The organism is Pseudomonas sp. CFBP 13602, assembly GCF_014842725.1.
GTDB lineage: Bacteria > Pseudomonadota > Gammaproteobacteria > Pseudomonadales > Pseudomonadaceae > Aquipseudomonas > Aquipseudomonas baltica.
Map to the genome: position 1 here is coordinate 69,020 of NZ_JACYVT010000003.1, position 15,071 is coordinate 84,090.

Genomic DNA, 15,071 nt, shown 5'->3' on the forward strand with positions numbered 1-15,071 from the left:
CGAATCTGCTTCCGCCGCGCTGACGGCAGAAGCCCTTCCCAAGAAAAATGATGGCCGCAAGATGGCCAAAGGCTGATCAAGATACACAGCGGGCACGGGGCACACAAGCCACCGAAAGTCGCAGGCACCCGCCCCCGGGGACGGTGTCCTGCAGGGGTTGTACCGGGTATTACCGTCAATCGGTTGCACCCGGGCTGGTGGCTGCCCGGCTGCACCGATCGACCGCCTGTCTCAACCGGTATTGCGCAACCCGGCAGCGATGCCTGCCACGGTGACCAGCAGGGCCTGTTCCAGAGGGCTGTCCAGCGCCGCTTCGCGGGCGCGCGAGCGTTTCAGCAGTTCGGCCTGCAACTGATGCAACGGATCCAGGTAGGTGTTGCGCAGGCTGAAGAACTCCAGGGTCGTCGGGCTGTGCGCAAGCAGGTGAGTCTGCCCGGTCAGGCCCAGCACGGCCGCGCAACACTGCGACAATAGGTCGCGCAGTTGCGCGCCCAATGGCTGCAGCTCGGGTTCGACCAGCCGCACGTCGTACAGCGCCGCAATCTCGGCATCGGCCTTGGCCAGCACCATCTCGAGCATGTCGATGCGCGTGCGGAAGAACGGCCAGTGGGCGCGCATCGAAGCCAGTTGCGCAGCCTGGCCACGCGCCAGCGCTGCGCCCAGGGCCGCCTCCCAGCCCAGCCAGGCGGGCAGCATCAACCGCGTCTGGGTCCAGCCGAAGATCCACGGAATGGCGCGCAGGCTTTCGATGCCGCCCTGCCGGCGCTTGGCCGGACGGCTGCCCAGTGGCAAACGACCAAGCTCCTGTTCGGGCGTGGCCTGGCGGAAGTACTCGACGAAGTGCGGGTTCTCGCGCACCACCTGCCGATAGGCCTTGACGCCCTGCTCCGCCAACTCGTCCATCACGGTGCGCCAGGCAGGCTCGGGCAGCGGCGGAGGCAGCACGGTGGCTTCCAGCACGGCGGCGACATACAGGTTGAGATTTTGCTCGGCGATGTCCGGCAGGCCGAACTTGAAGCGGATCATTTCGCCCTGTTCGGTGGTGCGGAAGCGCCCCGCCACCGAGCCTGGTGGCTGCGACAGAATGGCCGCATGGGCCGGACCGCCGCCACGGCCGACGGTGCCGCCGCGACCATGGAACAGCAACAGCTCGACGCCGTGCGCCTGGCAAATGTTCACCAGGGTTTCCTGGGCCCGGTACTGCGCCCATGCGGCGGCGGTGGTCCCGGCATCCTTGGCCGAATCGGAGTAGCCGATCATCACCTCCTGCGGACCCTGCAGCGAGCTGCGGTAGTCAGGCAGCTTCAGCAGGCGCTCCAGCACCGGGCCGGCATTGTCGAGGTCGGCCAAGGTTTCGAACAGCGGCACCACGCGCATCGATCGACGCAGCCCGGACTCCTTGAGCAGAAGCTGCACCGCCAGCACGTCGGAGGCGGCGCCCGCCATGGAGATCACGTAGGAGCCCAGCGACGCAGCCGGCGCGGCCGCTACCTCGCGGCAGGTAGCCAGCACTTCGGCAGTGTCTTCGCTGGGTTCGAAGCAGGCCGGCAGCAACGGCCGGCGATTGGCGAGCTCGCGCACGAGGAATTCGACCCGCGCCTCTTCGTCCCAGTCGGCATAGCGACCCAACCCCAGGTACTCGGTGATCTCGCTCAACGCTGCGCGATGGCGGGTCGAATCCTGACGCACGTCGAGGCGCACCAGAAACAGGCCGAAGGTCACGGCGCGGCGCAGGCAGTCCAGCAGCGCTCCATCGGCGATCACGCCCATGCCGCAGGCGTGCAGTGAGTCGAAGCACAGCTGCAACGGCTCGATCAACTCGCGATTGTCCTGCAGCACCTGGTCATCGCCGGGCTGATCGCCCGGCAGCGAGGCATGGGCCCAGTTGCGCGTGGCCCGCAGGCGTTCGCGCAGTTGCTTGAGCACGGCGCGATAGGGTTCGCGGCTGTCGGACGCCTGGGCCATGAGCGGCGCACTGGCCTGCTGCATGGACAGATCGGCGGCCAATTGGTCGACATCGCGCAGAAACAGATCCGCCGCCATCCAGCGCGCCAGCAGCAGCACTTCGCGAGTAACCTTGGCTGTCACGTTCGGATTGCCGTCGCGGTCGCCGCCCATCCACGAAGCGAAGTGTATGGGTGCAGCGCCCAACGGCAGGCGTTGGCCGGTGGCGGCCTGCAATGCCGCGTCGACCTTGCGCAGGTGGTTGGGCACCGCTTGCCACAGCGAATTTTCGATGACCGCGAAACCCCACTTGGCCTCATCAACAGGCGTGGGTCGGGTACGACGGATTTCTTCGGTGTGCCAGGCCTCGGCGATCAACCGCTGCAGGCGCTCGCGCACCGCGTTGCGCTCGGCGGTGGTGAGATCGCGGTGGTCATGCAAGGCCAACTGCGCAGCGATGGCGTCGTATTTCTGGATCAGCGTGCGGCGAGCCACTTCGGTGGGGTGCGCGGTCAACACCAGCTCGATATCCAGCGCCAGCAACTGCTGCGCCAAGGCTTCAGGGCTGTGCCCGGCGCTTTTCAACCGCCCCAGCAGCTCGCCCAGGGCAAGGTTTTCGAAAGGTTCGGGCTGGCCCTCGTCGCGACGGCGGATCAGTTGGTATTGCTCGCAGATATTGGCCAGGTTGAGGAATTGATTGAAGGCGCGGGCCACGGGCAGCAGCTCTTGCTCACCGAGGTCGTCCAGGCTGGAGCGCAGTTCGGCGCTGACCGCATCACCGGACGGATCAGCCCGACGGTCCGCCTTGGCGCCACGCCGTATGCGCTCGATCTTTTCCAGAAAGGCGTCGCCGTACTGCTCGCGGATGGTATTGCCCAGCAATTCACCCAGCAGGTGCACGTCTTCGCGCAGGCGCAGATCGATATCGGACATCGGCATTTTCTCCATTGCTTGGAAACGGTGTGCCCTTCCAGCCCGCGCGGCGCGACCGGTGATTCGATCGCCATGGCCACTGAACAAGCACGGGAAAAATGGCTCTACAAACTACTGGTACGCAACAACTACTGCCATGCAACGACGGCTGTACAGTAAAGAGTGCCCCAGCCGAGCCGAGGCTGACAAGCGTGCTGGACGGGGCGTGAACAACCTGGGCAAGAGGTATTTATGAAGATTCATGAACTGGCCGAGCATTGGGAACAGAACGCCAAGGGCCGACTGACCGACACGGGTATCAACATACATCTGGACATGGAGTCGGCCGCACGCCTGGCGGCCCTGACCCAGATGTACCCCAAGCATCACGCTCAGGAACTGCTGGGCGAACTGATCGGTGCGGCACTCGAAGAACTCGAAGGCAGCTTTCCCTACGTCAAGGGGACCAAGGTCATCGCTACCGACGAAGAAGGCGACCCGATGTACGAAGACATCGGCGCGACGCCGCGTTTCCTGGCGCTGTCGCGTGAACACCTTGGGCGCTTGAAACACAATGCGGATGACACTCCAGACTGAACATGGACTATTAACTTTAAGAATATTCCTACACCCATAACGCGCCGGGTCAAATGGTCAGAAAAAAAACCAGGCCTCCACGTATAAAACCATATAAATCAATAGGATAGTGTTCCATAGCGATTGTAGACTCGAAAAAAAGAGCCAGGTAATGGCCACCGATCCGTCCGCAGCGCATCCCAGCGACAGGCCCACTCCGGCGCGTCGCGGATAGCGGACGAAGCAATCAATCGCTGTCCAATGGAGCACTATCGCGTGAATACATCCAGCGTAAGGTCGTCTTTCGGCCCTTTGAAAACAGCCCTTGTATGCCTTGCTGCCGGTGTCGTGCTGACAGGCTGTGCCAGCAACGCACCGGTCGAGCAATATGCGCTGAGCCGGTCGGCCGTCAATGCGGCGGTGAGCGCCGGTGGCACCGAGTTCGCCGCCATCGAAATGAAGTCCGCCCAGGACAAACTCAAGAACGCTGAAATCGCCCTGCACCGCAAGCACCACGATGAAGCCCGGCGCCTTGCCGAGCAGGCTGAGTGGGATGCCCGTGTGGCCGAGCGCAAGGCTCAGGCCGCCAAGGCTCGCCGCGCCGTCGACGATGCCCGCCAGGGCGTCCAGGACCTGCGCGAGGAAGGCCTGCGCGCTGCTTCTTGAGCCTGGCCTTCGCGTTCTTCTTTCAAGATTCAGGAAAATACCGTGAACAACACATTCAAGTTCCCCGCCCTGTCGGCGCTGTTCGTACTGCTGGCTGCCTGCTCCAAGACCCCCAACCCACAACTGGTGCAGGCCCAGGCCAACTTCGCCGGCCTGCAGGGCAACCCCAAGTCGGTACAGTTGGCCGCCCTGGAGACCAAGGACGCCGCCGACTGGCTGGAGCGCGCCGAAGCGGCCGCTCGCGCCAACGAGGCCGATGAGCACGTGGGTCATCTGGCCTACCTGAGCAATCAGCGTGTCGAAGTTGCCAAGCACACCATCGAACTGCGCACGGCCGAGCACGCGATCCAGGGTGTCGCCGCGCTGCGTGCGCAGGCCCGCCTGGAAGCTCGCGATGCGCAGATCAAGAAACTGCAGGAAAGCCTCAATGCCAAGCAGCCCGCAGCCGAAGTGATGGCCGTGGCACAGACCGAGCGCGGCAGCCTGGTGACCTTCGGCGATGTGCTGTTCGAAGTGGGGCAAGCCGAGCTGCGCGCCAATGCCTACGACAACATAGGCCGCCTGGCGCAGTTCCTGCGCGACAACCCGGACCGCAAGGTCATCGTCGAAGGGCATACCGACAGCACGGGTTCGGCTTCCTTCAACCAGACCCTGTCACAGCGACGCGCCAATGCCGTCATGGTGCAGCTGGTGCGTACGGGCGTGGGTGCCGAACGTATCGTGGCTCAGGGGCTGGGTATGGCCTACCCGGTTGCCAGCAACGGCGACGCCTCGGGTCGGACACAGAATCGCCGGGTAGAGGTGACCATTTCCAACGACAACCAGCCGGTCAGGAGCCGCGCTTCGCTGCATTGATCCACGATGCCTCGAAAAGCCCGGCCTGCGCGCCGGGTTTTTCATGCCCGGGCGTTTCATGCCCGGGCGTTTCATCGCGACGAATGCGCGGTCGGTTCGCGAGCACCTTGGCCTTAAGTATGGTTCTGCGCGGTCGATAATCTAGGTGCCCTTCCCCTACCCGAGGCCTGCCACATGTTCTCTTTCAAACGCATGAAAAACGAAATGGCCGCCTTGCGTGAGGAAGTGGCAATGGTCAGGCAGATCCGTCAGGGCCTGGACGAAGAAACCATCCACCTGAGGCTCGACCCTCGCGGGTGCATTCTCGGCGTGAATGCCAACTTCGAGGAAGTGCTGCAATACCGCAATGACGAGCTGGCGGGCAAACCGCTGGAAAGCCTCGTTGCCGAACAGGTGCGCAGCGACCCGCACTATGCGCGGGTGCGGACCGCGATCCGGCAGGGCGAACATTTCTGTGGCGCCTGGCGGCTGTTGCGCAAGGACGGCGGCGAAACCTGGCTGCGCGTCATCATGCACCCTGTACGCGCCACCGACGGCACGTTGCTCAAATTCTCCTGCTACGCAAGCGACCTGACCAATACCATCGAAACCTCTCGCGCCCACGAGAACTTCATCCAGGCACTGTTGCGCTCTACTGCGGTGATCGAGTTCGACCTCAGCGGGCACGTGCTCACCGCCAACGACCTGTTTCTGCAGGCGATGGGCTATCGCCTGGAGCAGGTAAAGGGCAAGCACCACCGGCTGTTCTGCAGCAGCGACATCGCCGACTCCAGCGAATACCAGGCGTTCTGGGATCGGCTGCGCCGGGGGGAGTTCGTTGCCCAGCGCTTCAAACGCATCGACAGCAAGGGCCGGGATGTGTGGCTCGAAGCGTCCTACAACCCGGTCCGGGATGGCAATGGCAAAGTCTACAAGGTGGTGAAGGTCGCTACCGTCATTACCGAGATGGTAGAGCGTGAAATAGCCATCGCCGAAGCCGCCACGGTGGCGTACGACACGTCGGTGCGCACGGATGAAACTGCACTGCGCGGGGCGCAAGTCGTGCGTGAGACGGTCGAAGTGATGAAGGATCTGGCTCATCACATGCAAAGCGCCGCCGAAGGCATCGAGGCGCTGGACGAGCAGAGCCAGGTCATTTCCAACATCATCAAGACGATCAGCGGAATCGCCGCGCAAACCAATCTACTGGCGCTGAACGCCGCTATCGAAGCTGCGCGAGCCGGTGAACAGGGTCGCGGTTTTGCAGTCGTCGCCGATGAAGTCCGGCAGCTGGCATCGCGCACGACCCAAGCCACTGCAGAGATCGAGAGCGTGGTGCAGCAGAACCAGAAACTGGCCACCGGTGCAGTAGCCACCATCGGCGCCGGCAAACACAAAGCCGAGTCTGGCCTGCAACTGGCGAACCAGGCAGGCACGGTCATCACCGAAATTCAGGACGGTGCGAAGCGCGTGCTAGGCGCGGTCGAGAGCTTTGCTACCCAGCTGGGCGCCGAGTCCTAGTCGAGTTCCAGGCAGCTGTGTACACGGTATGTAGTCGACATCCGTATCACGGGCTTTTTCATGGCGCCAAACCCACGGCGTCAGAAAAAAACCGCCCATTCGGACAAATTTCTGAACTATTCAAAATTCTCTTGTGTCCCAACGTTTAACCATTACAGCCAGCGGCGTCAGTGAGTCGCCGGGCTTGACCCAGGCGCGCGAAACGTTCGACTGTCATGGATTTTGATGTTTTTCAGGAGCTATCCAATGGAGTTGAAAGCCATGAATACCCGTACTGCCAAAACCTCGTCCAACCCTCTGCGCGGGCTGAAACTGGCTGCCCTGGCACTGGGTACCACCTTCGTCCTGGCTGGCTGCGCCGGCAAGCCACCGACCGAACAGTACGCTGTGACCGAGTCGGCTGTGAACAGCGCCGTTAGCGCTGGCGGTACCGAATACGCTGCCGTCGAAATGAAAGCGGCGCAGGACAAGTTCAAGCAGGCGGAAATCGCCATGCATGACAAGAACTACGAGAAAGCCAAGATGCTGGCCGAACAGGCCGAGTGGGACGCACGTCTGGCCGAGCGCAAGGCCCAGGCCGGCAAAGCCGCCAAGGCCCTGCAAGACTCCAAGCAGGGTGTACAGGACCTGCGTGACGAAGCCGGCCGCAGCGTTCAGTAAGCTGCCCATCGCGACTTGAACTCGAATAAAGGATGAAGATTATGCGTAAACAATTGATGGTTCCTGCTCTGTTGGCTCTCAGCGTTGGCCTGGCAGCTTGCTCCACTCCGCCGAACCCTAACCTGGAACAGGCGCGGACCAATTTCTCGTCCCTGCAGACCAACCCCAAGTCGGTACAACTGGCGGCCCTGGAAACCAAGGACGCGTCGGAGTGGCTGGACAAGGCTGACAAAGCCTTCCGCGACGACGCCGACGCGAAGAAAGTCGATCAACTGGCCTACCTGACCAACCAGCGCGTTGAAGTGGCCAAGCAGACCATCGCCCTGCGCAGCGCCGAGGAAAACCTCAAAGGCGCAGCTGCCCAGCGCGCTCAGGCTCGCCTGGATGCCCGCGACGCTCAGATCAAGAAGCTTCAGGAAAGCCTGAACGCCAAGCAGACTGACCGCGGCACCCTGGTGACCTTTGGTGACGTGCTGTTCGACCTGAACAAGGCCGAGCTGAAATCGTCCGCGTTCGTCAACGTGGCCAAGCTGGCCCAGTTCCTTCAGGAAAACCCTGATCGCAAGGTCATCGTCGAGGGCTACACCGACAGCACCGGTTCGGCTGCCTACAACCAGAGCCTGTCCGAGCGTCGCGCCACTTCGGTAATGGCCGCACTGGTCCGCGCTGGCGTCGAGCCTTCGCGCGTCGTCGCCCAGGGCTATGGCAAGGAATACCCGGTTGCCGACAACACCAGCAACTCGGGCCGCGCCCAGAACCGTCGCGTGGAAGTGACCATTTCCAACGACAACCAGCCAGTGGCTCCACGCTCGTCGATGCGTTGATCCTCGCGCTGTAATCGAACGCCCCGGTGAGTGATCACCGGGGCGTTTTCATTTGTCCGCAGCGGGCGTTGGGTAGTTGGGAATCTCGCCCAGACGGCGCAGGCCATTGAAATGCTGCGGGTCGTCCAGGTAGCGCAGCATGACCTGGCGCCAGGTAGGGTCGGCGAACGTCTGCACATGTCCCCCACGGGTCAGTTGCAGGACTCGCGGCAGCGGTGCCTGCTGGTACAGCGCGATACCGTTGGCCAACGGCACGATAGAGTCGTCCATGCTCTGGAAGAGCAGCGCCGGTGTGCCCTTGAGCTGGGCGATGGAGCGGATCGCACTGTCGCTGTCGGGCACCAGCCAGGCCAGCGGCACCTGCAGTGGCCAGGTCAGCCAGGACGTGCTCAGTGCGTACTGGCCAACGGCGCGGTAACTGGCAGGGACGCCATCGAGCACCAGCGCCTGCAGGCGCTGGCGTTGCCTGGGGTGTTCGGCCAGGTAGTGCACGGCCATGGCGCCGCCCAGGCTTTGCCCCAGCAGGACCAACGGCTTGCCCTGCACCTCCGGCTTGCTCGCCAGCCAGGCGAACGCGGCGTCGATGTCCTGGTAGATCGCCGGCAGGCTGGGCGAACCCCCGGACATCCCGTAGCCACGGTAGTCGAGCATCAGCACCTGATAGCCCTGCTCGGGCAACCACCAGCTGCCGCCCAGGTGCCAGGCCAGGTTGCCGCCGTTGCCGTGCAGGTGCAGCACGGTGCCCTTGACCTCGACACCGGGCTTGGCAGGCAGCCACCAACCGTGCAATCGGGTACCGTCGGCGGCCGTGAGCTTGACGTCCTCGAAACCCAGCCCGGCTTTTTCCGGGGTGAACGGCAACCCCCGCTCGGGGTAGAACAATAATGAGCTGCAGCCACTCAGTACCACGGTCAGCAGCAGCAGCGCTGGCAGGCGTCGCGATAGGCAGGCCTTCATGTGCAACGCCCGGACGCGGCTCGCGCCGCTGCTACAGGGGGTCGATGCAGCTGCGTCGGCAGGTCAGAGGATGTTCGAGTAGTCGGCTTCAATTCGGTCCAGGCTCAGGTGATTGAGGAAGTTCGAGAAGCACATCCAGGCGGACAGTGCGTTCATGTCACGGAACTGTTCGGGCAGGTACTTGGGCGGCGTCACCAGTCCTTCGTCGACCAACTGGCGCAACGTGCGCATGTCCTCCAGGGTGGTCTTGCCACAGAACAGCAGCGGCACCTGTTCCAGCTTGCCCTTGCGCACGGCCAGCTGAATGTAGTTGTAGACCATGATGAAGCCTTTGAGGTACGACAAATCCTTGGTGAATGGCAGCCCGGTCGGAGTCGAGCCGCGGAACACGCGGCTGGCGTTGCCGTAGGCCTCGGGCATCTCGAAGCCTTCTTCGCGAAAGAATTCGAACACCTGCAGGAAGTCGGCGCCCTCCTCGACCATGTGGATCGCGCGCGTGCGATTGGTCAGCTTGCGCAGGCGGCTGGGGTAGGAAGCGAAGGCGATCACTTCCATCAGGATCGCCAAGCCTTCCTGGGTCACGGTGGACGACGGCGGACCCTTGGACAGGAAGGTGCAGATCGGCTGGTTCTGGCCATTGAGGGTGGTGGCAACATGGACCAGGCCCTCGTGCACCTCGAGGGCGCGCACATCGCGCTCGTTGAACATGGCATCGCTGCGGATCTTGATGTAGTCCGCCCCTGCGGCAGCGTCGGCGACGATGCCATCGGATTCGAACACGCGGATGGTGCCCTCGGTTTCGCCGAACACACGGTTCAGGCGTCCTTGCAGCATGTTCACTGCATCCTTGGCGGTCAGGGTCTTGGCTTCGTCCTTGAGGTCGCCGCGCCCGGCAATGTTGTTCAGGTAGTCCGAGAGCATCAGGCCGAGGTCGGCCAGGGTCGGATCGCCGGCATGAAACGCATCCGACGCGGCGCCGTACAGCTCCTGCGAGATCAAGCCGAAGTCCTCGGTGCCGCGCGCCTCGAGCATGCGCACCACCATGCGGTACTCCTTGCACATGCGCCGCATGATCTGCCCGACCGGGTTGAACTGGCCGAGCTGACGGGTGATGTCGCGCTCGATGTTCTGGAATTCCAGTTTGACCGCACTGGAGTCGAAGCCCAGCGCGCGGTTCTGGTAATAGTCGCGGTCGACCGCAGGCATCTGCTTGCCGCCCGCCTGCAGAAAGCCGTGACGAATGGAGTCGTCCCATTTCACCGCATCAAGTACGCGGATCGGCGTCTGCGCGTGCACGATGCGGTCGGACAGGTCTCGAATCGTCTGCTGATACTCGTCCACCGTACTGCTCCTCGTTCTGGCTCGGCCCGCCGGCAGCGGACCTCTCACTGCATGGGGCTCAGCTCAGTACCCACTGCATGAAACGGGTAAGGATGCCGAGCATTTCACGGTCGGCATCGGCAGGGGCACTGGCCAGCAGACCCTGATATTCCATCCGGCCGATAATCGCCGTCAACACCTGTGCGTCCTGCGACGGTTCGCGCGAGCCAAGCACCTCGAGCATCTGCCGCCCGCCCTGCAGCAGAATGTCCTGATGCGCCAGCACCAGTTCGGCCAGGCGCGGGTTGAGCAACGCTTCCTGGCGGAAAGCCTGCTCGGCAATCAATTGGTCGCGACGGGTCTGCAGCTGATGCATGACGTAGTCGGCGGTCAGGCGGGCGATTTCGTCGGCCAGGGCAGCGCGGGCCTGGGGGCTGCCGTCGCCGCGGGCGATCAGGGCGCGCAGCAGCTCTTCGGTGTTGCTCCACAACTTGGCCATGAACACGGCGCTGCGCTCGACGTACTGGGCGAAGGCATCGTTGAGCAGGTCATCGATGTCCTTGAAGTAGTAGGTAGTAGCCGACAGCGGCACCCCGGCTTCGGCGGCCACGGCGCGATGGCGCACACCCCGCACCCCATCGCGCACGACGATGCGCATGGCTGCGTCGAGGATTTCCTGGCGGCGCAGTTCGCTGCCCTGTCGGCTGGCCTTGCGGCCTTGATACTGGACGTTGCGGGCGAGCGTCGAGGCAACGCTGGCGGCTCCCTGTCTGGGTGTGGCTGGGATCACTGCTCGTATCCTTTGAGTGAGTGGGAGTGGGTGCCGACGCGGCTTGCACCGCTGCTACACGATAGCGTAATCGCCTGTAACGACGGCGTGAGATCGCAATCCCTGTAGCAGCGGCGCAAGCCGCGTCGGGGCCGGCAATGACACCGCTGATCTGCGCTCATAAAAAAGCCGCCCCATGGGGCGGCTGATCAACGACCGTCAGGCTTGTGGTCGCATGTGCGGGAACAGGATCACATCGCGGATCGAAGGCGAATCGGTCAGCAGCATGACCAGGCGATCGATACCGATACCCTCGCCGGCCGTCGGCGGCATGCCGTATTCGAGCGCCCGAACGAAATCGGCGTCGTAGTGCATGGCTTCGTCGTCGCCGGCATCCTTGTCCGCCACTTGGGCCATGAAGCGTGCGGCCTGGTCTTCGGCGTCATTGAGCTCGGAATAGGCGTTGGCAATCTCGCGGCCACCGATGAACAACTCGAAGCGATCGGTGACGTTGGGGTTGTCGTCGTTGCGGCGCGCCAGTGGCGACACCTCGAACGGATACTGGGTGATGAAGTGCGGCTGCTCGAGCTTGTGCTCGACCAGTTCTTCGAAAATCATCACCTGCAGCTTGCCCAGGCCTTCGAACCCCAGCACCTTGGCGCCGGCCTTCTTGGCAATGGCACGCGCCTTGTCGACATCGTTGAGGTCGTCTACCGTCAGCTCGGGGTTGTACTTGAGGATCGAGTCGAACACCGACAGGCGTACGAACGGCTCGCCGAAATGGAACACCTTGTCGCCGTAGGGCACGTCGGTGCTGCCCAGTACCAACTGGGCCAGCTCACGGAACAGCTCTTCGGTGAGGTCCATGTTGTCTTCGTAGTCGGCGTAGGCCTGGTAGAACTCGAGCATGGTGAACTCAGGGTTGTGCCGGGTCGAAACGCCTTCGTTACGGAAGTTGCGGTTGATCTCGAAGACCTTTTCGAAGCCACCGACCACCAGGCGCTTGAGGTACAGCTCCGGGGCGATGCGCAGGAACATTTCCATGTCCAGGGCATTGTGGTGGGTTTCGAACGGCTTGGCCGCAGCGCCGCCGGGAATGGTCTGCAGCATCGGCGTTTCGACTTCGAGGAAGTCGCGCTTGGCCAGGAAGCTGCGAATGTGGGCGATGACCTGGGAGCGCACACGGAAGGTGTCGCGCACCTCCTCGTTGACGATCAGGTCGACATAGCGCTGACGGTAGCGCTGCTCGGTATCGACCAGGCCGTGGTGCTTGTCGGGCAGCGGGCGCAGCGACTTGGTCAGCAGGCGTACGCTGGTCATTTCGACGTACAGGTCGCCCTTGCCGGAACGGGCCAGGGTGCCTTCAGCCGCGATGATGTCGCCCATGTCCCAGGTTTTCACCTGAGCCAGGGTTTCTTCGGGCAGGGTCTTGCGATTGACGTAGACCTGAATGCGCCCGGTCATGTCCTGGATCACCATGAACGAGCCACGGTTGAGCATGATGCGACCGGCGACCTTGACCGGAATCGCCGCTTCGGCGAGCGCTTCCTTGGTCTTGTCGGCGTACTGCTTCTGCAAGTCGCCTGCATAGTTGTCGCGACGAAAATCGTTGGGGAAGGCCTGGCCCTGGGCACGCACGGCAGCAAGCTTTTCCTTGCGCAGGGCGATCAGGCTGTTCTCTTCCTGTTGCAGGTCTTGCGGGTCGGGTTGTTGGTCGCTCATGTCTTGGATTTTCCATCACGGGTTCGTTGCTCCCGACTACGGCGCCGGGATCGCGGGCAGGCCAGCCGTGGCAGGCCGACGCAATGGCTGCGCCAGCCTGCCAGGCGGTGTTACAGCCCTTGTTTCAAGCTGGCTTCGAGGTATTCGTCGATGTCGCCGTCGAGCACCTTGTCGCAGTCGCTGCGTTCGATGTTGGTACGCAGATCCTTGATCCGCGAAGCGTCGAGCACATAAGAGCGAATCTGGTGACCCCAGCCGATGTCAGACTTGCTGTCTTCCATCGCCTGCGAGGCGGCATTGCGCTTCTGTACTTCCTGCTCGTACAGGCGCGCACGCAACATCTTCATCGCCGTGTCTTTGTTGGCATGCTGCGAACGTTCGTTCTGGCAGCTGACCACGGTGTTGGTCGGCACGTGGGTGATACGCACCGCCGAGTCGGTGGTGTTGACGTGCTGGCCGCCGGCACCGGAGGAGCGGTAGGTGTCGATGCGCAGGTCGGCCGGGTTGATGTCGATTTCGATGTTGTCATCGATTTCCGGCGAGACGAACACGGCCGAGAACGAGGTGTGGCGACGGTTGCCGGAGTCGAACGGGCTTTTGCGCACCAGGCGGTGGACACCGATTTCCGTGCGCAGCCAGCCAAAGGCGTACTCGCCCTTGATGTGCAGGGTGGCGCCCTTGATACCGGCGACTTCACCGGCCGACAGCTCCATGATGGTGGTGTCGAAACCGCGCTTGTCGGCCCAGCGCAGGTACATGCGCAGCAGGATGTTGGCCCAGTCCTGGGCTTCGGTGCCGCCGGAGCCGGCCTGGATGTCCAGGTAGGCGTTGTTGGCGTCCATCTCGCCGCTGAACATGCGGCGGAATTCCAGCTTCTCGAGCTGGGCACGCAGGCGCTCGACTTCGGCGGAGACGTCGTCGACGGCGCTCTGGTCTTCTTCTTCGGCCGCCATTTGCAGCAGGTCGCGGGCATCGCCGAGGCCGGCGTTCATTTCATCGAGGGTGTCGACGATCTGCGCCAGCAGCGAACGCTCGCGGCCCAGTTCCTGGGCGTAGGCAGGGTTGTTCCAGACAGCGGGATCTTCAAGCTCGCGATTGACTTCGGTCAGACGCTCATGCTTTTGATCGTAGTCAAAGATACCCCCGAATGGTTTCGGAGCGCTCGGACAGGTCCTTGATGCTGTTAAGGATCGGGTTGATTTCCATGGCGGGCAGCTCTCGTGCGTAACGTGTCAAAAGCCGGAGAGTATACCGCAGCCGGCCAATGACAGCAGCCCGCCGAGCAGGGGACGGGCTTTTTTTTTGGAAGATCGGGCAGCCTAGCCCTGATCCCCGACCACTACCTGATTGCGCCCGGCATGCTTGGCCGTATACAGGCCCTTGTCGGCGGCCAGGATCAGCTCGCGGCAATGACTGCCCTGCTGCGGGGTCATGGTCGACAGGCCGATGCTCACCGTCAGGCAGGCATCGGCCTGGGGCGCGATGTGGGGGATGTTCAGGGCGGCAATGGTCTGCCGCAGCTTCTCGGCAACCAGCCGCGCGCCGCCAGGCGAGGTACCCGGCAGCACCAGGGCGAACTCTTCGCCGCCATAGCGCGCCGGCAGGTCGCTGGAGCGGTTGCTGGAATGGCGAATGGCGTCGGCGACGCGGCGCAAGGCTTCGTCGCCTGCCAGGTGGCCGAAGTTGTCGTTATAGGACTTGAAATAGTCGACGTCGATCATCAACAGCGACAGCTGGGTCTTGTCACGCATCGCGCGACGCCATTCCAGTTCCAGGTACTCGTCGAAATGACGACGATTGGACAGCGCGGTCAGGCCATCGGAGTTCATCAGCCGCTGCAGCACCAAATTGGTGTCGAGCAGTTGCTGCTGGCTCACGCGCAGCGCACGGTAGGCTTCGTCGCGCTGCAGCAGCGTCAGGTACGACTTGGAGTGGTAGCGTATGCGCGCCACCAGCTCGATGGTGTCGGGCAGCTTGACCAGGTAATCGTTGGCGCCGGCGGCGAAGGCAGCGCTCTTGATCAGCGGGTCTTCCTTGGTCGACAGCACGATGATCGGGATGTCCTGGGTGGCCGGATGGTTGCGATAGTCACGCACCAGCGACAGGCCGTCGAGCCCCGGCATGATCAAGTCCTGGAGGATCACCGTCGGCTTGATTCGCATGGCCTGGTTGATGGCCTGCTGCGGATCGGCGCAAAAGTGGAAGTCGATGTTGGCCTCGTCGCTGAGACTGCGACGGATGGCTTCACCGATCATGGCCTGGTCGTCCACCAGAAGTACCATCGACTTGTTGTTGTCGTTGGACCTGAAGGCTTCGATCTGTAGATCAATCATGCGTTGTCACCTGGATACTGCCTACGCGGTGGC

12 protein-coding genes and 2 pseudogenes are annotated in these 15,071 nt (G+C 62.9%); 7 read left to right on the forward strand and 7 right to left on the reverse strand.

All coding sequences use genetic code 11. The features are described 5' to 3' along the window. Window positions 1-231 precede the first annotated feature (231 nt). Window positions 232-2,877, reverse strand: a complete 2,646-nt coding sequence (gene ppc, locus IFU31_RS06725; RefSeq protein ID WP_192102585.1) for a phosphoenolpyruvate carboxylase — start codon at window positions 2,875-2,877, stop codon at window positions 232-234. Between the two features lie 231 nt (window positions 2,878-3,108). On the opposite strand from ppc, the gene IFU31_RS06730 reads away from it, so the two are divergent. From IFU31_RS06730 to IFU31_RS06755, 7 genes and pseudogenes are all read left to right on the forward strand, one after another. Continuing rightward, window positions 3,109-3,453, forward strand: a complete 345-nt coding sequence (locus IFU31_RS06730) for a pilin assembly protein (RefSeq protein ID WP_192058681.1) — start codon at window positions 3,109-3,111, stop codon at window positions 3,451-3,453. Window positions 3,454-3,693: 240 nt separating this feature from the next. Then, window positions 3,694-4,098: a DUF4398 domain-containing protein gene (locus tag IFU31_RS06735; RefSeq protein WP_185795075.1), complete on the forward strand. Its 405-nt coding sequence runs from the start codon at window positions 3,694-3,696 to the stop codon at window positions 4,096-4,098. A 42-nt stretch (window positions 4,099-4,140) separates the two neighbouring features. Next, the gene (locus tag IFU31_RS06740; protein WP_122475042.1) at window positions 4,141-4,953 is read left to right on the forward strand and encodes an OmpA family protein; all 813 of its coding nucleotides are present in this window, start codon (window positions 4,141-4,143) and stop codon (window positions 4,951-4,953) included. 231 nt (window positions 4,954-5,184) lie between these two features. Continuing rightward, window positions 5,185-5,901 (forward strand): annotated as a pseudogene (locus tag IFU31_RS21845) (PAS domain-containing protein); the annotation flags it as partial. 108 nt (window positions 5,902-6,009) lie between these two features. Next, window positions 6,010-6,453: pseudogene (locus IFU31_RS21850) on the forward strand (methyl-accepting chemotaxis protein); the annotation flags it as partial. Window positions 6,454-6,699: 246 nt separating this feature from the next. Next, complete coding sequence (locus tag IFU31_RS06750; protein ID WP_122475046.1) at window positions 6,700-7,113, forward strand: DUF4398 domain-containing protein; 414 nt, start codon at window positions 6,700-6,702, stop codon at window positions 7,111-7,113. 41 nt (window positions 7,114-7,154) lie between these two features. Then, window positions 7,155-7,937 carry an OmpA family protein gene (locus tag IFU31_RS06755; RefSeq protein WP_122475048.1) on the forward strand — a complete coding sequence of 261 codons (783 nt, stop codon included), beginning with the start codon at window positions 7,155-7,157 and terminating at the stop codon, window positions 7,935-7,937. Window positions 7,938-7,985: 48 nt separating this feature from the next. Here the strand turns inward: IFU31_RS06755 and IFU31_RS06760 are convergent, their stop codons facing one another. From IFU31_RS06760 to IFU31_RS06785, 6 genes are all read right to left on the reverse strand, one after another. After that, window positions 7,986-8,894: an alpha/beta hydrolase gene (locus IFU31_RS06760; protein ID WP_192102587.1), complete on the reverse strand. Its 909-nt coding sequence runs from the start codon at window positions 8,892-8,894 to the stop codon at window positions 7,986-7,988. A gap of 63 nt (window positions 8,895-8,957) precedes the next feature. After that, complete coding sequence (locus IFU31_RS06765; RefSeq protein ID WP_122475052.1) at window positions 8,958-10,235, reverse strand: flavohemoglobin expression-modulating QEGLA motif protein; 1,278 nt, start codon at window positions 10,233-10,235, stop codon at window positions 8,958-8,960. 58 nt (window positions 10,236-10,293) lie between these two features. Then, window positions 10,294-11,004 (reverse strand): TetR family transcriptional regulator, encoded by a 711-nt coding sequence (locus IFU31_RS06770; protein ID WP_192102588.1) that lies wholly within the window; start codon window positions 11,002-11,004, stop codon window positions 10,294-10,296. A 198-nt stretch (window positions 11,005-11,202) separates the two neighbouring features. Beyond that, window positions 11,203-12,705, reverse strand: coding sequence for a lysine--tRNA ligase (lysS, locus tag IFU31_RS06775; protein ID WP_192102589.1), 1,503 nt, complete (start codon window positions 12,703-12,705; stop codon window positions 11,203-11,205). Between the two features lie 110 nt (window positions 12,706-12,815). Then, window positions 12,816-13,911 (reverse strand): peptide chain release factor 2 gene (prfB, locus tag IFU31_RS06780; RefSeq protein WP_122475055.1). Its coding sequence is split into 2 segments (ribosomal slippage): window positions 12,816-13,838 and window positions 13,840-13,911, totalling 1,095 coding nucleotides; the frame shifts between segments, so codons are not numbered across the junction. A gap of 113 nt (window positions 13,912-14,024) precedes the next feature. Further along, window positions 14,025-15,038, reverse strand: a complete 1,014-nt coding sequence (locus IFU31_RS06785) for a diguanylate cyclase (RefSeq protein WP_122475057.1) — start codon at window positions 15,036-15,038, stop codon at window positions 14,025-14,027. Window positions 15,039-15,071 lie beyond the last annotated feature (33 nt).

Excerpts from the sequence above, each read along its gene's own strand:
- ppc (WP_192102585.1), bottom strand. The coding sequence starts at position 2,877 with ATGTCCGATATCGATCTGCGCCTGCGCGAAGACGTGCACCTGCTGGGT.
- IFU31_RS06730 (WP_192058681.1), top strand. The coding sequence starts at position 3,109 with ATGAAGATTCATGAACTGGCCGAGCATTGGGAACAGAACGCCAAGGGC.
- IFU31_RS06735 (WP_185795075.1), top strand. The coding sequence starts at position 3,694 with ATGGAGCACTATCGCGTGAATACATCCAGCGTAAGGTCGTCTTTCGGC.
- IFU31_RS06750 (WP_122475046.1), top strand. The coding sequence starts at position 6,700 with ATGGAGTTGAAAGCCATGAATACCCGTACTGCCAAAACCTCGTCCAAC.
- IFU31_RS06755 (WP_122475048.1), top strand. The coding sequence starts at position 7,155 with ATGCGTAAACAATTGATGGTTCCTGCTCTGTTGGCTCTCAGCGTTGGC.
- IFU31_RS06760 (WP_192102587.1), bottom strand. The coding sequence starts at position 8,894 with ATGAAGGCCTGCCTATCGCGACGCCTGCCAGCGCTGCTGCTGCTGACC.
- lysS (WP_192102589.1), bottom strand. The coding sequence starts at position 12,705 with ATGAGCGACCAACAACCCGACCCGCAAGACCTGCAACAGGAAGAGAAC.
- IFU31_RS06785 (WP_122475057.1), bottom strand. The coding sequence starts at position 15,038 with ATGATTGATCTACAGATCGAAGCCTTCAGGTCCAACGACAACAACAAG.